Below are 22004 nucleotides of genomic sequence, written 5' to 3' on the forward strand. Positions count from 1 at the left end.
CTGTCATTAAATTGCTAAATTAATTTTTCCCCTCAATAAAATTTTTATAAACAAACATTTCTTATTCTTCATAAAACTATAAAAAGTCAAAAAATACCTTAAAAAAGTTCAAAAAATTAACTTTTTGTTTTTCTATGTAAAAAATAGGTAAAAATTATAATTGTTCTAATTCATTTATAATAAAGCGTGTTAATAAGACTTTCTTATATATTATTAATTAATATTTATATATTAATATAAGAAACTTAATATATATAGGAATCATTATGGAGGTTATTATGAAAGATTCTAATAACAAAAAGAAAAAAATTATTATTTTATCAACTCTATTTTCTTTGTTGGGAATAGGAGGGTTAGCAACTGGACTAAGCTTTGTTCCTTGAAAGAAAAAAAGCATTCCAAATAACCCTGAAAACCCTCAAGTTCAACCTGATCCTGGAAAAAATCCTGGGGAAGTAGATCCTACCCCACCTACCCCACCTGTGAATCCTGAACCAGGCGAACCTGAACCTAAACCAGAAGATCCAGATAATGACATTACTCAAGAAAGAAATGTCTCTAAAAACTTTATTAAAAAACAAGATAAAGTTAAATACCTTGCTTTAGGTGATTCTATTTCTGCAGGTTTTTCTGGTGAATTAGATAAAGATTATGCTGGTGAATTTAAAGATGGTAAAGTTTCAGGAACTTCTTTTCCCGCTTATGTAGCTCATTTGATTAATAAACTTCAAGATGGAAAATTAGAAAGTTTCCATAATTTTGCTTCTTCAGGTTCTACTATTGTTGATTGAATGGAATTATTCAATATTGAATATAAAAAATCTAAAACTGAAGAAAAATATTTTGATACTGGTAAAACTAATATGTTAGAACCTTTAATTCAAAAATTTGGTTCAAAAGAAAAAGCAAAAGAAGAAATTGAAAAACAAATTAAAAATGCTAATTTAATTTCTTTAACTTTAGGAGCTAATGATGTAATCAAATTGTTAGTTTCTTTACTTACTGAATTCGATTTTGCAAAATATCTAAATGATTATTTGAATGGTAATCAAATTAACTTTGCAGAATTAGGAACTAAATTTTTAGATTTAATTGGTGTAGTAAGAAATGTTTTAGAAAGTCGTTTAGAAGCTTTTGGTAAATGAATTAAAGCAGTTAATCCTAATGCTAATATTGTTTTTGGTAGTTATCCAATGCCAATGCAAAGATTACTTTTAATGGTAAATGAATTACTACCTAATTTTTCTCCTAACTTAAATATTAATTTTTTATTTAATAACATAATGATTCAAAAAATTCAAGATGCTGTTGCTAGAAAAGCAGGTCTTAATTTTGTTAATTTATATGATGATAATTTCTGAAGTGAACATCAAGAAAAATTAACTAATATGATTTTTGATATTCACCCATCAACTTATGGTTATAAAAAAATGGCTGCTGAATTTTTAATGAAAATTTCAGCTGGTAAAACCTTTACATATGCTACTGCTAAAAAATATGGTTTTTCAAAAGAACACTTTGTTGAAAAAGATGAAACTAAAAAAGATATTAGCAATTATATAATGGAACTTCCTGATAAAGATGCTGATGTTACTTATAAAAAATTATTTGGCGATGATTTCTTAAAATATCTTTATGGTGAAGATGAATTAAGAACGCCATTAAAAGATAAATTTAGCGAAGATAATTTTGGTAAAAGAATGAATGATGATTCTGTATTAGGACTTTTTGTTGGTTTAAAATCAACTATTGTAACTATTTTTGAAAGTCAAAAATATAAAGAAATTGATCCAGAAGGTCATTTATCAAAATTCTTTACCAAAGATAACGGTAAAAATGCCGCTTTATTAGTTGATTGATTAAAAGGAAGTGGTTATTTAGCTAAAATTTTAAACAAAGCACAAAAACTTTTGACTACAAAAGATTGAGATAATGATGGTAAACCAGGTGCTAAAAAACTTAAACCTGAATATTTAAAACAAGCTTTTGGTGAAATTTTTACTATTAATGAATTATTTAATTTTATTAAAGAAATGTTAGCTTCTGATTTTGCCACTCAAGGACATAATGATTTTTCAGATGCTTTATCAAATTTCTTAGGTTCATTGGTAAAAAATCCAAAAGTTGAAGAATTATTAACTTTTGCTATTGAAAAATATTTACCTGCTAGTGTAAGTGAATATATAAGTAAAAAAGATTTAAAAACATTATTGTTAAAAACAATAAAATCAAATGAAATTCCTAAAATTTTAAAATCATTAATTGATGCCTTCTTGTCATTAAAAAATCAAAAACCAGATGCATTTAAGCAAATATCTAATTTTCAAGATTTATTGAAATTAGTTTTTGCTAATTTTGATAATTTTCCCGAATTAACTACCAATTTAAAAGCTCTTATATTAGAACTTCTTAGAGACAATGAAGTTAAACCTGTTTTAGTTAGAACAGTTCAAGATATAGTTACTAAAAAATATCCTGAATTTATTAAAGATATTGAAAATGATAAATTTAAACAATTGGTAATGGGACTTATTAATTTATCTCCAACCATTATTGAAAAAATAGATCTTTTCCCGACTTTATTTCAAACTTTTTTCCAAGAATTAGCAAATAATGGTTTGAATTTTAATTTAAATACCTTTACATCAAAATTGCTAACTAAAATTAAAGAAAAATTACATCAACTTGATTTAGGTCAATCTATTTTAGAAGTTGGTAAAGCAATTGCTAATAGTCAAGAATTAAAAGAATCGGCACCAACTTTCAAAAAATTAGGTTCTAATGTTCTTAATTTAACTATTAGTAAATTTGATGCTAAAAATAAATTGATTGAAGTTTTAAAACAAAATACTTCTAAATTTTTAACTGAAGAAGAAATTAAACTTTTAGCAGATATCACTTTTAAATCAGAAAATATTGATACTTTAATTGATTATTTAACAAACTTAACTGTTAATAATACTGATATTTACAATAATGCAAATTCATTTGAAGATTTAGTAAATAAACTATTTGATAAATCAAATAATACTAGTGTTAATAAATTTTTAGAAAAATTAAGCAAACAAATTCTTTCATATGAAGAAACACAAAAATTGTTACTTTCTTTAGCTAAAAAATACAATTTAAACAAAGACATTCAAGATGAAGAATTTAAAGCATTAATTACTAATTTATTTGACTTTATTTTTGAACAAGATAATAATTATGATTTATTAAGTACTTTAGTAAAAACTAGTTTAACTTCATTAGTGCAAGATAAATTTACTAAATTTGATTTTTCTAAATTACAAGAAGCTTTAAAAATTAAATTTGCTAATTTAACTCAAGTAGAAGAACAAATTAAATTGGTTAAAAATGTTTTAACCAATGATAAATTAAGAAATAAACCAGAAGTATTATCTAAATTTATCAGCAATATTTATGATTTTGTTTTATCACAAGAATCATTAAAACAACAAATTACTAATGGAATTGGTTCTGTTTCATATGACAAAGTTAAAGAATATATATCTAAAGATAATTTTGATAAAGTAGTTAATTTATTATTAAATAATCAAGATTTAAAATCAATTTTACAAAAAGCAATTAAAGATATTCTTTCATTAGAAAAATCTAAAATTGAAGCAATTAATAACTATAATGATTTAATAAAATTATTATTTAGTGACGTAAATATTCAAAATGAATTAAAAGATTTTGTTAAGAAATTTACTTTAGATTTAATTAAAAATCCTGTAGCACAAGAAGTTATTTTTGAAATTCTTTATGCTCAAGGACAAAACATTAATTTATTTAATAATGTAACTAAAGACAATGCTAAATTAGCTTTTGCCGCTTTATTTAATAAAATTGAAACTTTAAATAATAAATTAGGAATTTATAGCGTTGTTTTTGATGCTTTAATGAAACAATTAAAAACAAATGGAATGTCAATTAATTTTGAAGAGGTTCAAAAAGAAATTTTTGCTTCTTTAAAAACTAAATTCGCTGATTTTAATGCAATTAAACAAACAAGTTTTGATTTATTGCAATTACTTGTTAACAATCCAGCATTAGCTAGTCAAGCAGATACAATTAAAACCATCTTAAATAATGGTTTAGATTTTGCTATTACCCAATTTGAATTGAAAACAAAATCTTTTGATATGCTTAAACCTAAATTATCAAATTATTTAGAAGAAAGTCAAATATCTAATTTAAATGAAATTTTATTTAAGAAAGATTTAAGAGAAACTTTAATTAGTTATTTAGCCGATGTTCTAATTAAAAGAGGTAATAAATATGCTTCTGCTACAAATTTAAAGGATTTAGTAGAAAAAATTCTTAATGATTCAGAAAATGATTTTAATACTTTATTAAATAATTTATTTAGTAAAGTTACCAAATATGATGAAACTAAATCAATAGTAAAAGCTTTATTAACTAAACAAGGTTTAATAACTAATTTATCTGATGAAGAAATTAATAAATTGACAGAAGCATTAGTATCATTTGTTTTTGAATTTGATAAAAAAGAGCAAATTATTAATCCTTCATTAAAGAAAATTTTATTAGGATATTCAGAACAAGGAACAAATTTTGATGTTAAAAATGCTTTAACTGAATTATTAAATTCATTTAAAGAAAAATTTAATAAAGAAGAAAAAATAGTTGATTTTACTAAATTTGTTTTATCTAATGATTCGCTAAAACAAAATGTTCAAGCAATAACAAAATTTACTTCTAATTTATATGATAAATATTTATCTCAAGGAGATATTAAAACTAAGATTAAAGCATTAATAAATGAAAAAGTTTTACCTTTAGCACAAGGCTATGTAGATCAAAATCAATTAGAAAAATTAACTGAAATTTTATTACAAGAAAATAAAGTTAAAGATTTATTAGTTAAAACATTAGAATTATCTATTTCTTCATTTACAAAAGAAGAATTGAAAGATGTAAAAACTTATTCTGATTTGATTAAAACTACTTTAGGTAAAAATAATATTCAAACTGAACTTTCAACTAAAGTAAATGAATTGTTCCAATCATTATTAGCAAAAGATGAAGTTAAAGAAATTTTAGTAAATGTTATTTACAAAACTCTTAAAGAAAAATATGCTGATGTATTAAGTTCAACAGATGAAACCAAAGTAAAAACATTATTAAAAGCTTTCTTAAAAGATTTTCACCAATTAGAAAATAAATTGCAAGTTGTTTCATTATTAACAAGCACAACAATGAAAAATATTTCTAAAAATGGGGTTGCTTTTAATTTTAATGAATTTAAAAATGAATTGGTTAATGGATTACAAACAAAATTTGCTAACAAAGAATTTACAAAAGACTTTATATTATCAACATTTAAATTAGTTGCAAAAGACAATGAGTTACAAACTGAAAAAGATACTTTAAAAACTATTTTAACCAATGTTACAAAAATGATGATTACTAAATTTGATGTAGAAGATGTGGTTATCCAAAAACTTAAAGGTATAGCTTCATCTTATTTAGAAGATGAACAAATTACCAAATTAGTTAAAGCAATTTTAGAAGAAAATAATTATAAAGAACTTATTGATTTTGTATTAAAAGCATTAATTACAAATGCTTCACAATATGAAAATGTAAATGCTTTACAAGAATTGATTTCTAAAGTGTTTGAACACAACAATATTTATGAATTAATTGAAAAAATAGTTTCAAACTTAACAAATAAACAAGAAATTAAAGATATTATTGTTGCTTTAATGAAAAAATTCAAATTAGATACAGACATAACCGAAGATAAATTAGCTCCTTTAGCAACTAATTTAGTTTTAGGTATTGTTGAATTTGATAAAGATCTAGATAATAATTTCTTAGCTAAGTTTTTAAAATCAGTTTTAAATTCTTTTGTAGAAAATGGAAAAGATATTGACTTTACTTCTGCTATTCAAGAATTAATTACTAATGTAAAATCAAAAGTTTCTTCAATTGAAGATGGTATTAAACTATTAAAAGTTTTAACATCAAAACCACATATGAAACAAACTGCTGATGAATTACCAACTTTAATCAAAAATATCATTGTTTTATTAAATGAAAAATTAAATTTTGCTTCTAAAGTTTACGGTAAATTACCAGAGGTAGTTAAAGAATATTTAAGCGAAGATAACTTAAAAACTATTCTTTCTAAATTAGTTTCAGAACCTAATTTATATGCAATTGTCGACCCATTAATAAAAGATTTATTAGAACATAATGAATATTATGTTTCAGCTAAAAACATTCAAGATTTACTAAAAATCTTTTTAGAAAAAAACACTACATTTAATTTAAATGACAAAATTAAAACTTTAATTAAAACTATTTGTGAATATGATGAAGTTGGAGAAACTGTTTCATCAGCAATTATTAAATTTATTAAAGGTTATGGATTTGATTTTGATGATGGACAAAACAAAAAATTATTTAAAGATTTAACAAAAGATGTTCCAAATGTTTTAAATATTTTTGGTATTACAGATAAAGTAGTTGATACAGTTAAAAATAGTATTAATAGTTTAGATGCATTTTCTGAAATGATTACTAAAATAAAAGCTTTATTACCTAATTTATTTGATTATAAAGATTACAAAAAAATTATTCAATTGTTAGGAATAGATGCAATTAAAAATAATAAAGATACTGTTAAAGCAGATTTAACAAAAGTTGCTAATACTTTAAAATCAAAACCCGATACTATTGATAAATTAATTGAAAAATTCCATTTAGCAGATAAATTTAATCATATTCCAAGTGCTAAAGAAGAAATGTCCAAATTATTAAAAGCAATTACTTCTAGCGATCATTTAGAACAAGTATTGTTAGCGTTTTTTGAAGAATTAATCAATAAAAATGATGAATATTTATCTAAAGATTTATGATCACAGGCTTTACATAAATTCTTTAATTCTGATTTAGGAAAACAAGCAATTCCTAATGCTATGAAACATATAGTTCCTAAAGCATTAAGTGAATCCAAATTTTTAGGATTGATGTTAGGTTATCAATTACCAGATTCATTTAGTTCTATGGGTATTGGAGCGGAACCTATTACAAATATCAAACCATATTTTGCCACTTTGATAGATTCTTTCTTAAAAGGAATAACAAAAACTGATTTAATAGATGTTATTAGTACAAATATTTTTGACGCTATAAAATCATTAGATCCAAAACAAAAGAATTTAGAAGCATATCTATCAGATTTAAAAGTTTCTGCTATTGAAGGAGCAATTAAATTTATAGCAGATGGACAAACCATTAAATTAGATAAATTATTAAGTGGATTAAAGGAAAATAACAGAATTCAAAAAATATTTGATGAAGTAAATCCGGAAGCATTTGCTAGAGTAATTAATTTTATGTTTAGATATACTCATATTCATGATTTTCAAGGTGTTTACAAAATTTTGTTCCAAACAGCTAAACATAAATCAGAAATTGGAAAACACATTGAAGAACTTAAAAAACTAGATGAAGAAAATAAAGCTTGAAAAATGAGATCAACTAGTTTGTCTAATAATATTTTAGATTTAGCAAGACAAGTTCAAAATCCTGTTTCAACACCTGCTGAAAAGAAATTAGAAATTAAATTTGAAATGGGAGATATTTTAAGTTTAGTAAAGGGATTAGATAAAATAAAAAGTATTATTCAGGCGTTATTCACTCCTTTAAGCAAAGCATATTGAGAAACTATTTCTAATAATAAATTTACTGATTTAAAACAAGTTAAAATGACTTATTCATATCAAGCTTTTGTTAGAATGCAAGCATTTATTTGTCAAATAGCAATGTTTAATATAGACCAAAATATTAATTTTGGTGCTAGTGCTGCAATGTCAGTTGCTGTTAATAATTTATTTAGTGCTATAGAAGATTCATTAAATTCTGCTTTATCAAGTGAAATAAAAGATAAAATTAAAGCAAATTATGATTCTTTATTGTTTAAAACTATTGGAATTAATAATGGTAATAATTTAACTGCCAATAAATATTTCTTTAGTGGAATTAAAGGCGCAAGAAATTCATCATATAATAATTGATCTCATAATAGATATGAATCTGATTGATGAGGTTACTATATGTATTATTCAAATTTAACTGGTTCTAAAAATCCAAAATATAGTGATGGTGCCCAAATTTCAAACATTGTAATGATTGCTAAATTATTTAAAGAAGGGTATTTAGATTAATCTATAAAACTAAAAACTAAAATCACAAAACATTTTTAAACCACATATGTTTTGTGATTTTATATATAAAAAAATAATTTAGCACTTTTATTGGTAGAGTGCTAAAATGTGGTATATTTATATAGTATAAATTTATAAAAATTTTTGTTATAAGGAGATTACATGGCAAAAGAAGTTATTTTAGGTATTGACTTAGGAACTACTAACTCTTGTGTTTCTGTTATTGAAAACGGTCAACCTATTGTTTTAGAAAACTTGAATGGTAAAAGAACTACTCCATCAGTTGTAAGTTTTAAAAATGGTGAAGTTACAGTTGGTGAAGTTGCTAAAAGACAAATTGAAACCAACCCTGATGCTATAGCATCTATTAAAAGATTAATGGGTACAAGTAAAACTGTACATGCTAATGGAAGAGATTACAAACCAGAAGAAATTTCTGCTTTAATTCTTCAACATTTAAAAGAATATGCAGAAAAGAAAATTGGTAAAACTGTGAACAAAGCAGTTATTACTGTTCCTGCATACTTTGATAATGCAGAACGTGAAGCTACCAAAAATGCCGGACGTATTGCTGGATTAGAAGTTATGCGTATTATTAATGAACCTACTGCTGCCGCTTTATCTTTTGGTATTGATAAAATTTCTGATAAAGCATCTAAGGTTCTTGTATATGACCTTGGTGGTGGTACATTCGATGTTTCTATTCTTGAATTAGAAGGTGGAACTTTTGAAGTTCTTTCAACCTCAGGAGATAACCACTTAGGTGGAGATGATTGAGATAATGAAATTGTTAAATGATTAATCGAAAAAATTAAAGATGAATTTAAATATGATGCTTCTAAAAATAAAATGTCTATGGCTAGATTAAAAGAAGCTGCTGAAAAAGCTAAAATTGATCTTTCTTCACAATCAGTTACTACTATTTCACTTCCTTTCTTAGCTGTTGCTGAATCAGGAGAACCAATTAACGTTGAATTAGAATTAAAACGTAGTGAATTTGAAAAAATGACTGCACCTTTAGTAGAAAGAACTAAAAAACCTATTATTGATGCTTTAAAAGAAGCTAAATTAAAAATCGGTGACATTCAAGAAGTATTACTTGTTGGTGGATCAACTCGTATTCCAGCAGTTCAAGAATTAGTTGAAAAAGTTATTGGTAAAAAACCTAACCATACAGTTAACCCTGATGAAGTTGTTGCTATGGGTGCTGCTATCCAAGGTGGGGTTTTAGCTGGTGATGTTAAAGATATTCTTTTATTAGATGTTACTCCTTTAACATTAGGTATTGAAACTGCTGGTGGTGTTTCAACTCCTTTAATTGATAGAAATACAACTATTCCCGTTACAAAATCACAAATTTTCACTACTGCTGCAGATTTCCAAACAGAAGTTACTATTCGTGTAGTTCAAGGTGAAAGACCTATGGCAAGAGATAATAAATTATTAGGTCAATTTAATTTAGGTGGAATTAGACGTGCTCGTCGTGGAGAACCACAAATCGAAGTAAGTTTTAGCATTGATGCTAACGGTATTACTAAAGTTACTGCAAAAGATGTAGATACTGGTAAAGAACAAACTATTACTATTAAGAATTCATCAAAACTTTCAGAAGCTGAAATCCAAAGAATGATTAAAGATGCTGAAGTTAACCGTGAAGCTGATGAAAAACGTAAAGAAGAAGTTGAAATTATTGTTCGTGCTGAATCATTGGTTAACCAAATGGAAAAAATGATAAAAGAATATGATGATAAATTAACAGATGAACAAAAAGAAGAAGCTAAAAAAGAACTTGATGACATTAAAGCACTTATTAAAAGTAAATCTATTGATGAATTAAGGGATAAAATTTCTCAATTTGAAAGCTTAATTGCTACTATGGCAGATGCTGCTGAAAACCCTTCTTCTTCAATGGATGAAGAACCAGTTCAAGAAGAACCAACTTCTGATGATGAAGAAGTAATTATTGAATAATAAATAATTGCTAATTATAAAAATCTATACTAAAAATAATACTTACAATCATTTTAGATTGTAAGTTTTTTAATTAATTTAAAAAAATTCCTAAAATTAAAATTAATTAAAAATTTTTTGACTTTTTTACAAAAAATAGACATATATAAGTGGGATAAAACATATCCTAGAAAGGAGGCAAAATTGCTAATAGACAATGAAACCGAAGAAATTATTGTTACTAAACAAAAATTTTATAAAAAAATTGGTGAATTTGTAAATCCACAGTTTACAATTAAATATATAAAAGATTTAAAATTAGTGGAATGCAAGGCACTTTGTGATTTGAGAAATTTAAAAGTTCCTAAACCACCAAAGGAACCCAATATGAATACTCTTGGAAATATAACAATCAAACAACTAACTGATATTATTAGTGACATTTTTGATAAAAAATTTGATGAAAAAATCAAACCCATTGAAAATAGATTAGATGCTATTGAAAATGATATAAAAGAAATAAAAGCAGATATCAAAATGCTTAAATCATTTCACACTAAAGACATTAAAAAATATAAATCTCAATAATTTAATATATGAAAACTATAACTAAATTTAGTTATAGTTTTTTATTTATAAAAATTATTTAATGAATAAAAAATTTAAAAATTTTATATAAACTGAGCCATTATAAAATTTTTATCATAATTATTAAAAATGTTTATAATTTTATTATTATGTTAGCAAAAAGAAATTGAATGAACATTTGTTTTAATAAAAATATCATCGCTAAAAATATTATTTCGATGATTATTTTTCATTAAACCTGTTTATTTAATTTGAATATTATAAAAGCAGGTGTTAATGTAATGAACCTGCTTTTAATCTATAGAGGAGCTTTTGAAAAAAGTATATAGTGGAGCAGGCATGCGATAAAACTATAAAAAGGTTACAAAAGCCGAGTTGTTAATTATGCAAAGATTAACGACGGTAGTAAAACATAAAAGATTACTACTCAATAGATTTATCTATTGGTGCTATAGGAAATGAATTTAATAATAATTATTAATTTATAAGACTATAGCTTTCTATAGTCTTGTTTTATATAAGGGAGATTTTATGAAAGTTAAGCAATTTAAAAAATATGAAGAAGTTCCGGAACAGTATAGATTTGATTTAGAAAATATCCTTGAAGGAAAAAACATAGATGATTTAATAAATGAATATAAAAATTTATATGAAATTATGATTCAAAATAAATTTTCTAAGTATGAAACTATTGAAAAATATTTGGAAGATATAGAAATTAATAAAAAAATAACTATTATTAGTAATCGGATTTCAAATTATCTTTCAAACAAACATAATGCAAATTTAATTGATCCTGAAATTCTAGCTTTAATACAAAAATTTGAATTAATTGATAATGAATTATCAATAAGGTATGGTTCTGATATTAATAGGTTTTATCAAAATATTGAAAAAATAAAAATTTGAAAAGAAGATCCTAGATTAAAAACTTATAAGATTCAAATTGAAAATAATATCAAAGAATATGAACATAAATTAGATGATAAAGTTGAAGAATATTTAATTGAATCAGCTATTGGTGTTCCTGATTTAGAATCCATTTTTGAAATAATTACTGATAGTGAGATGGATTATGGCTTTCCATTAGATTCTAAAAAGAAAAAACATCCATTAAATCGCGCTAACCGAATTTCATTAATGAAATCTAATGATAAAGTTTTAAGAAAAAATGTTAGACATAATTGAATTAAAGCAATTTATGATCATCGAGAAAGTTTAGCACAAATTCTTTATCAACATTTTAATTATTTGGTAACTATTGCTAAAACTAGAAAATATCCTTCTACTGTAGAAATGCTAACTAAAGAAGACGAAGTATCAAAAGAGTTATTGCAAAAATTGTTTAACAATGTCTCTAAGCAAAAAATAATTTTTAAAAAATTTAATCAATATTACAAAGTTTTTTATAGTAAAAAATATAAAGAAAAATATGATGAAAAAACTGATGCATATAGGGACTTAACTAAAATTAAATCTTCTTATACCATTGAAGAGATGCAAAACATTGTTATTGAAGCATTAAAACCATATGGTCAAGAATATAGCGAAAAAATAAAAGAAGCTATCAATAATAGGTGAATAGATTATATGAGTGTCGATCATAAACAATCTGGCGCTTATTCTATTGGTGAAAGTTATGGTCTTAATAAAAAATATATATTAATGAATTTTGATGGTGATTTAAGATCGGTAGAAACTTTAGCTCATGAATTAGGGCATTCAATGCATTCTTATTTTTCTGATAAAAACCAACCAATAGAAAATTCACAATATCCAATTTTTTTAGCTGAAATTGCTTCTATTTATAATGAACTTATGCTATATGATTATTTGTTAAAAACCTCAAAAGATGATCATTTTAAGTTTAAAATTTTAACTTCAATGATCGAAGGGTTTATGGGTACAGTAATGAGACAAGTTGAATGAGCAAATTATGAATTTGATTTATATAAGGCCATAGAAAAAGGCGAACCCGCTTCTTCTTATGATGCTATTAGCAAAATATATTTTGAAAATGCTAAAAAATATTCAAATAAAAAGATAATATACAAACCTTTTGAATTAATTGCTTCTATTGATGTTCCACATTATTATTATCATTTTTATGTTTATAAATATGCAATTGGACAATTAAGCGCTAATTATTTTTTTATGAAATATAAAGAAAATGATAATTTCTTACAAGAATATATTCATAATTTTTTATCCGCTGGTTGTTCACAAAAACCACTTGATATTTTAAAAAATAATGGAATTGATTTAAATGATGAAACATATTATGAAAATGGATTTAAATTTGTTGATGAGTTAATTAATCAATGAATAAATCTAGGTAAAAAGATTTTTAAAATCAAATAATTTTAGTTAGTGGAAAAATTATTTCTACTTAATTCATATTAATATAATAAATTATAATTTTTATATAAATCTATTTAGATGTTTTATTTAAGTAGATGAAAGGAAAAAATGAAAAAAGCAAAAGTATTATTTACTTTAAGTTCTCTAACTTCTGTTGCTATGTTAACAGGATTTGTTGGATTATCTTCAAGATGTTATAACAAAAACAGTATTGTTACTGATTATCAACAAAAGAAATTAACTGTATCATATAATTCTCCTCTTTCTCCAAGAGCTTTTGAATATGATAACTCAGCTGGTTATGGTTCACAAGAAACTTTACATCAAGAAGGACGTTCTACTGTTGAAACTTTGATTAGAACTAAAGTTGAAGGAAAATCTGAAGTTGTATATGATTTAAAAACTAAAAAACATGTTGTTAAGAAACCTACTCAATGATTTAGAAAGTTGGGTTTAGCAGATGGTATTTTAGTTGAAAAAAAAGATGGAACTCAAGAAGTTTTTGATAATGACAAACATGAAATCGCTCCTGAAAAAGGTGCTGATGGATATTATTCATTAACCTCTATGCAAGCATTTTCAAATGATGAAAAATCAATTAACAGTAAAAAATTTGAAGAATTATTAACTAGTGGTCAAGTTAAATCAATTAAATTTTTAGTTAGACAAAATGTTAATTGAGTAAATGCTAAAAATGAAAAAACTAAATATAAAGTAACTGCTAAAGATTTTTACTACTCATGATGAAGAACTAGATTATTAACTAAATCTGTTAGATTAAGTAATGGGGGAACTGAAGATATAGATAAAGCAATTGGTAAAGTTTTAGAACCTAAATCTACTTTATTTACTGCAAAACATTCATTTCCTAATGCTTATTTATTTTCATTAGCTAATGTTGATGCTGATAAATTTGACAAAGAAGAAGAATTTACTGGTAAATCAACTGTTAATGGTGTAGAAAGAGAAACCGTTAATTTTGTTCAAAAATCAGAATCAAGGGCTTCTGACTGAATAACTTTATTAGATAAAATTATTAGTAATTCACAAGAATTTATTCCTGCTCCTAGTGAATATATTAAAGAACATGCTGATAATCCATTAGATGTACAAAAAATTGGTGGAACTAATGAAGATTTAGCTAAAGCTAATGAAGAAATTAAAAAAGCAACAGGTAAAGCAAAAGAATTTGGTGCTTATTGATATGGTAACCATTTAGGAACTACTTTATTTAGTGGAGCATATATTTATGATGCTTCTAAAACTAATTTAAAAGAACAAACTTTAACTTATAATAAACATTTTTGAGATAAAGAATTTCTTAAAAGAGAAGACAAAATTGAAACTATTTCAGTAAAACATACTTCTTCTATTCTTGATCCTAAAATCTATGATAAACAACAATGAGATGACTATGAAAAAGGTTTAACAGCATTTTATAGATATGCCGCTTTAACCGATGCTCAAAAACAATTAGTTAATGCTAATCCAGAAAAATATGGTTTAGGTTATGGAAAAGAATATAACACAAGTTCATTTTTAAATGAATATGCTTTATTACCTACACCAGCTCCATTTGTTGATGCAAATAAAAACCAAGAAATTATTACTGATCCCAAATTGTATGGATACAATGATAATTATGTTAAATTGTTATATGGAAAATCTTTAACTGATGTTATTTCAGGTAATATTTCTTCTATTTCAAAAGAATTTTTAGGTGGTAAAGGTTTAAGATTCAGAACTTTAGTTAATGCTGGAATTAACTTTAATTATTTAGCTCGTACAGTAAACCCTAAATATGAAGCTTGATTAGCAAAAGTTGCTACCCATTCAAAAATTAACAAAGGACCTCAAACTCCTAAAGAAGTAGATGAACAAATTAACAGATACTATGGAATTAAAAATGATTATTCACAAACAGAAGCTATAACTAATAAAACTTCTTCTGAATATATTCAAAACCACGCTGATAATCCATGAAGAACTCCTATTTTTAATACTGTAAAAGAAGAACTTAAAAAATTATTGGATGATTTCTATACAGAAAATAACTTAGATGCAAACCAAAAAATTGAATGATCAGTTTATTGACCATATTCAAATATTTCAACTAATTATGCACAAATGTATGCTAACTATATTAAAGCAGTACAAGATTTAGATCCAAGATTAAAAGTTAACTTTTTACAATCAACTCAAAGAAATGATATTTTCAACTATAGATTTTATGGTAAAGTAAATTATAACTATTCAGGTTGAGGATATGACTATAACGGTATTAGTTCAGGTCTTGATGGAATGTCATGAAACTTAGGTCATTTAATGCCAACATTATCTTATTTAATTGCTAACAAAGATAGTGAAGAAGTTAAAAATCTATATAAAGCTTTCCCTACTATTAAAACTTTAGCTGATTATTTAGAAAAATGATATGAAGATAACACTAATGGAAAAGGCTTGAAATTTACTCCAAATCTTGATTTAAAATACTGACATTTATTGCCAAATAAATATGTTAATGATTATGCTGATTATTTATCTAAGGCTAAATATGAAAATGGTAAAGTTGTAGTTAATGAATCAGCAAGCCAAACTTTTGATCCTATGGAATTTTCTTCAAACTTCTGATTCGCATATCAAAGTGCACATAAAAATGATCATTTAATTAAATTAACTCAAGAATTATCAAACTACATTGGTTTTACACCTGATACTAAATTCTTTACTTCTCCTGGTTTTACAGAAAAATTAATTAATCCACATTATGAAATCCCTACTTCACCTAGTGATTCTACTTTAACATTTGAAGATGCAAAAATTCTTAAATAATAGTTATTAGTTATGTTTAAATATTTAGGTAAAAGAATTGCATTTGCATTTCTTGCTCTGCTAGTTATAATTATTTTTGTTTATACACTAGTTTATAAATTTGCTCCCAACCCAGTTAAAGCAGCTAATTTAGATAACTGAACTAAATATAGTCCTGAGGAGCAAAAACAAAAATTACTAGATGCTGGTTTTGGACAACCAGTTTTAGTTGCTTTTTTCAAATATTTAAAAAATGTGTTTTCAGGTGATTGAGGTCAAACTTGAACATTTCAAAGTAGTGAAGCAAAAACTATTCCAGAATTGTTTTTTAAGCCTTTGAAATATTCAATTATTATTTCTCTTCCTGCTTTTATTATTTCAGCTATTTTTGGAATTGCTTTAGGAACCTTTTCGGGTTATAAAAGAGGAAAAATTATTGATACCTCAATTAATACTTTTATTTTAATTTTTATTGCATTACCTTCATTTGTTATAGCTCCTATTTTTATTAACATTGGTAAAAAAATAGGATTGCCTCATAAAGTTTTTGACTTTTATGATAAGAATAATAACCAACCTATTACTACAATTATTCTTTCATTGATTAACCCTATTTTAGTTATTACTTTAGGATCATTAGCTGGTTATACTATTTACACTAGAAACCAAGTTATTACTGTTTTAACTTCTAATTATGTTTTAATTGCTAAAACCAAGGGTTTATCTAATACAACTATTTTCTTTAAATATGTGTTAAGAAACATTTCTATTCCTTTAGCGGCAATGTTGATACCTTCTTATATAGGTCTCCTTTCAGGAAGTATTATTATAGAAATTTATTGACAAGTACCAGGTACTTCTACCATACTTTCTCAATCATTTCCTAATGGGGAAATTAATTTAATTATGTTTTCAACTATTTTTTTTACCACTTTATCTTTATTTACTGAAATCTTGGTTGATGTTTCATATGTTATCCTTGATCCAAGAATTAAATATGCTGAAAATAGTGGAAATAACTTAAAACTTTGACTTACTGCTTATTTATATAGAAAAAAATTATTTAAAAAAATAGCATTAGAAAATACCCAAGCACAACAAGGAGGTAATAATGAATAGTGAACAGTTTAATAAAAAATATTCATTATCTCCTAAACTTACTAAATTCTTAAAAAGAAAAAACAATAATGGTGATTTTAAAACTGCTATTGCTGGTGAACCTAAAAAAATGTGAAAAGAAGCAACTAAAAGATTTTTTAAAAATCCAGTTTCTTCTATTTCAGTAATCTTATTTTTTACTATTATACTAATGGGTATTATTGTTCCTTTATTAAGTCCTTACTTAGCGAAAAAAGTTATCTATGATGGTAATATAGCTAATATTAAAGACTTACCTCCTTTTTATGTTAAAACTAAAGTTTTAACTTTAACCCCTGCTGAATTAGCAGATAATGAATATTACAAAAATATTAATACTTGGATTTCAGACCCTATTTATGGAGATTATTTTAAATCCTTGTTAAATTATGAAGAAAAGATGTTAAATGCTAATACATATCGAATTAGCTATGATTATGTAAATTATTTTAAGATTTCTAAAGTTTGACAACAAATTATAGAAGCTAAAGAACAAGGACAAAACTTAAGTTTAGATCAAGTAACTCAAATATTTAATGGAATTGTTTTCAAAAGACCTATTTTAGGTACTGATGAAAATGGACATGATATATGAACTACTTCTTGATATTCAACATGAAATTCAATTAAAATTGCTTTAATTGTCGCTACATTTGAAACCATTATTGGGGTAGCAGTTGGTGCGTTTTTAGGTTTTCATGCTGGAAAATGAATTGATACAGTTGTAATGAGAATTATTGAAATATTCTTATCACCTCCATCAATTGTTTGATTATTATTATTTGTAACTATTTTAGGAACAAGTGATTTAACATTAATTATTTCTTTAATTTTTGTTGGATGAGCTGGCCCTGTAAGTAGAACTAGAATGTTTATTATTACTGTAAAAGATGAAGAATATATTATTGCTTCTAAATCAGTGGGTGCTAGAAAAGGAAGATTAATCTTCCTTCATGCTTTACCTGCTATTTTAGGAAAAATAGCTACTAGTTATGTAAGAAGTATTCCTACTATTATAATGTCAGTTGCTTCATTAAGCTTTTTAGGATTTTTCAAATCAGATAGTGCTAATTTAGGCCAAGTATTAATTGATGCAAATTCATCTGCTGAAAATAATATTTGAACCTTAGCCTTACCTTGTTTCATTTTATTATCAATTTCATTATCATTACACTTTATTTCATTAGGTGTTCATGATTCACTTGACCCTAGAGTTATGACGAACAAAAAATAATTATTAAGGAATTTTATGGATATAAATATAACTGATATTAAAGAAAGTAAAAATCGTATTTTAGATACTGATTTAACATTAAAACCTGAAAATGAAGATTTTTTACTAACAGTTAAAAACCTTCAAGTAAGTTTTAAAATGTCAAAAAATAATTATTTAACTATTGTTCGTGGAATTGATTTATTTATTAAAAAAGCTGAAATAGTTGGTCTAGTAGGTGAATCAGGTTCTGGTAAATCAGTGACTTCTAAAGCGTTAATTAACGTTAATACAAATACTTTAACTAAAGCTGATCAAATGATAATTGATGGTGAAGATTTAACTAAATGTAAAAAAGAAAAGGATTGATTAAAAATAAGAGGCCATAAAATTGGATATATTCCTCAAGATCCTTTAACTTCTTTAAATCCAACAAGAAAAATAGGTAAGCAACTTTTAGATGCTTTAAATATAAACCCTGAATGAAAAAACCGTTCATATGTTGAAAAAAGAGAATATTTAATTTCTCTTTTAAAACAATTTGGAATAAGAGATGCAGATCAAATTTTCTATCGTTATCCACACACCTTATCTGGTGGAATGAAACAAAGAGTAGTTATTACTATGGTTGTTGCCTTAAAACCAAGTTTAATTATTGCGGATGAACCAACTACTGCTTTAGACCCAACTGTTCAAGCTTCTGTTTTAGCTTTATTTGAAGAAATCAGAAGTAAAATGGGAATATCTATTATTTTAATATCTCATAATATTTCAGTTGTTGCTAAGTTTTGTGATTACATATATGTAATGTATGCTGGTAAAATAGTTGAAAGAGGGACCAAAAAAGATATTTTTGCTTATCCGGCTCATCCTTATACTTGAGCTTTGATTTCAGCTATTCCAGAAAATAGAGAAGATAAACTTTATTCTATTAAAGGGACTCCTCCTGATATGTCTAATTTACCATTAGGTGATCCTTTTGCCCCAAGAAATGAATATGCTTTAGAAATTGATTTTCATAAAGAACCTCCTTTAGTGGAAATTTCAAATTCACATGCTGCCGCCACTTGATTGCTACACCCTGATGCTCCCAAAATTGAATTAGATCCTAACCTTCAAAATAAATTAGAATTATTTAGGAAAGTGTTTGAAAATGAAAAATAAAAAACCTATATTGCAAATTGAAAATTTAAAAAAATACTTTATTAATAATGGTTTTATTAATAAAGCTGTTCATAATGTTTCTTTTAATGTTAATGAAGGTGAAATAGTAGGTTTAATTGGTGAATCAGGTTCAGGTAAAACAACAGTTGGTAGATCTTTGATGAGACTTTATGAAGACTATAATGGTTTTGTAAAATTAGATAACAAAATTATTAGTGGTAAAAAAATATCTTCTGATAATAGAAAATTTTTAAGAAAAAACATTCAAATGATTTTTCAAGATCCTCATGCTGCTTTAAATGGACAAAAAAATATTTATTCTATTCTTGCTGAACCTTTGATTGTAAACAAAATTATTTCTAAACAAATTAAAGATATTTTTGTTGATTGAAGTGAAGTTAAAGATATGTTTCACTATACCTTTTATGAAAAAGTACTTAGATTAGAATTTGAAAATTTAAATATTATCAATGATTTATCAAAAGAATTTTTTGGTGAATGAGAAGAAAAATTTAAAAATTTTCAATATGATGAAGCATTAAATTATGAAGATAATTTTAATAATTTGTATGATTATTTAGAAGAAAAACAAAATATAGAATCTGAAATTATCAATAATATGTACTCAAACATAAATAAAATTATTAATTTTTATTTTGAAAATCAAAAATCATATAGAGAAAAAAATCTTGATATAGATGAAACTCAATTATTGCAAAAAACTGAAGAATATAATAAAGTCTATAAGTTGACTTTAATGTCTAAAACAACTTATGAAGCTTTTCAGGAAATAGATATTTTAGTTAAAGACTTTAAAGAGTTAAAAAAAGAAAAAAATGAATTTTTAATCACTAATAAAAGTGCTTTTTTCAATTACATTAATGAATATTTAAATGAAATAAAATTAAATAATATTTCAAAGAATTCATCTTTTAATTTAGATTATTGATTTTTTAATTTAAAACAAAAAATTTTAAATATAGAACTTTTAAAAGTTATTAAAACAGCTAGAAAGAATTTTAAATTTTTATCTCTTGAACAAATCAAAGAATTTATTAAAGATTTAGAAAAATATAAAGAAGATTTTTATAAAGAATTTTTTAATATTCCACTATCAAATAGCAAAATTGGTAAAAAATTAAAACAAATTGTAAAAGAAAAATTTGCTTTTGATTCTAATAAATATTTAGTATTAAATTTAGAAAATAATAATTATTTTGAAGAAAAAATAGAAAACTATAAAAAACAAATTTTAGAAAAACAATTATTAGCAAAGAATTTTAATCAACCAGGTGCTACTAAAGAAGATTTAGAAATAGCAGAAACAGAATTAGAAGAAGCTGCTAAAAAGCATAAAGATGCTTTAACAAAGTTTATTTCTCAACAAAAAGATAGCATTTCTAATTTAAAAGATCAAATAGAAGAAGCACATAAACTTTATGAAAATTTAAAATCTAAACAAACTTTTACTAACCAAGGATTTGAACAAGGTTTTAAAGATTTTATTTCTCATTTATCAGAAAAATATGAAGAATTAAAAAAAGAAAAAGACAAATCGAAAATTAAAGAAATGAAAATTTTGATTAATCAATATAAAGAAAGAGTTAGTCAAAAACAAAAAACTTTATTATATTTTAATTATGAAAATAAATATTTAAAACAAGATATTAAAGTTCTTAAATTTTTATTGGGTATTCAAGGTAATAAATTTATTAAATTTATTGTTAAATTACCTCATAAATTTATTAAAAACTTTTTACTTAAATTAATAATTAGAAAAAAATTATTTAATTTATTAACTAAAACAAAAATTTATAAATCTTTAGAAGAAGTTGGATTATTAAAACAATTTGCTTACCGTTATCCTCATGAGTTTTCAGGTGGACAACGTCAAAGAATTGTTATTGCTAGAGCATTAATAACTGAACCTAAAGTTATTGTAGCTGATGAACCTATAGCTTCATTAGACATTTCTATTCAAGCTCAAGTTGTTAATTTACTTAAAAAATTATGTAAAGAAAAAAATATTGGTATGGTATTTATTGCGCATGATTTAAGTATGATTGAATATATAGCAGATAGAGTAGAAATTATGCATTTAGGTAAAATAGTTGAAAGTGGAGAAACTGAAACTATTTATAGCAATCCAGTTCATCCATACACTATTAATTTATTTAAAGCAATTCCTAAAATTTCTAATGCTAATGAAAAATTTGAAAATATTAATTTTGAATTAGATTATTTAAATGAACAAATATTCCCTAACATTCCATATTATTTCAAAATTGAAACTAATCATTATGTTTATGGAACAGAAAAACAAGTAGAAGAATGAACTAAAAATGATAGAGAAAAATTCAAAATTGAAAGAATAAATCCTAATGATATAGATAAAGATTTGATTGATAAACATCTTCCTTATGATGGGGGAACAAATCTTTCTAATGATGATGTTGATTATACACAAGTATTAGATTTAGGTAAAACTGTCGCTATGGAAATAAATGATTTTAATTTTGAAGATTTAGAAAAACCAAAAACTAAAAAATCTACAAAGAAAACAACAAAAAAATAAA

The 22004-nt window shown here is 24.4% G+C and carries 9 protein-coding genes and 1 riboswitch; all 9 genes read left to right on the forward strand.

Going from position 1 to position 22004, the window contains the following annotated elements:
• Window positions 1-278: 278 nt before the first annotated feature.
• Window positions 279-8204 (forward strand): SGNH/GDSL hydrolase family protein, encoded by a 7926-nt coding sequence (locus ACJA27_RS00215; protein WP_406617996.1) that lies wholly within the window; start codon window positions 279-281, stop codon window positions 8202-8204.
• A gap of 162 nt (window positions 8205-8366) precedes the next feature.
• Window positions 8367-10175: a molecular chaperone DnaK gene (gene dnaK / locus ACJA27_RS00220; RefSeq protein WP_406617997.1), complete on the forward strand. Its 1809-nt coding sequence runs from the start codon at window positions 8367-8369 to the stop codon at window positions 10173-10175.
• Window positions 10176-10358: 183 nt separating this feature from the next.
• Window positions 10359-10742, forward strand: a complete 384-nt coding sequence (locus tag ACJA27_RS00225; RefSeq protein WP_406617998.1) for a hypothetical protein — start codon at window positions 10359-10361, stop codon at window positions 10740-10742.
• A 293-nt stretch (window positions 10743-11035) separates the two neighbouring features.
• A riboswitch (Lysine riboswitch) is annotated at window positions 11036-11202 on the forward strand.
• 71 nt (window positions 11203-11273) lie between these two features.
• Entirely contained in the window at window positions 11274-13103 is a 1830-nt protein-coding gene (locus ACJA27_RS00230; protein ID WP_406617999.1) for a M3 family oligoendopeptidase, read from the forward strand.
• A 108-nt stretch (window positions 13104-13211) separates the two neighbouring features.
• On the forward strand, window positions 13212-15935 hold the full coding sequence (locus ACJA27_RS00235; RefSeq protein ID WP_406618000.1) for an OppA family ABC transporter substrate-binding lipoprotein: 2724 nt from the start codon (window positions 13212-13214) through the stop codon (window positions 15933-15935).
• A 12-nt stretch (window positions 15936-15947) separates the two neighbouring features.
• Window positions 15948-17033 (forward strand): ABC transporter permease, encoded by a 1086-nt coding sequence (locus tag ACJA27_RS00240; protein WP_406618001.1) that lies wholly within the window; start codon window positions 15948-15950, stop codon window positions 17031-17033.
• Entirely contained in the window at window positions 17026-18285 is a 1260-nt protein-coding gene (locus ACJA27_RS00245; protein ID WP_406618002.1) for an ABC transporter permease, read from the forward strand. Before ACJA27_RS00240 ends, ACJA27_RS00245 begins: the two co-directional genes overlap by 8 nt.
• 15 nt (window positions 18286-18300) lie before the next feature.
• Complete coding sequence (locus tag ACJA27_RS00250) at window positions 18301-19428, forward strand: ABC transporter ATP-binding protein (protein WP_406618003.1); 1128 nt, start codon at window positions 18301-18303, stop codon at window positions 19426-19428.
• Entirely contained in the window at window positions 19418-22003 is a 2586-nt protein-coding gene (locus tag ACJA27_RS00255; protein WP_406618004.1) for an ATP-binding cassette domain-containing protein, read from the forward strand. Before ACJA27_RS00250 ends, ACJA27_RS00255 begins: the two co-directional genes overlap by 11 nt.
• Window position 22004 lies beyond the last annotated feature (1 nt).

The sequence above is a fragment of the Mycoplasmopsis lipophila genome (genome assembly GCF_045276895.1).
GTDB lineage: Bacteria > Bacillota_I > Bacilli_A > Mycoplasmatales > Metamycoplasmataceae > Mycoplasmopsis > Mycoplasmopsis lipophila.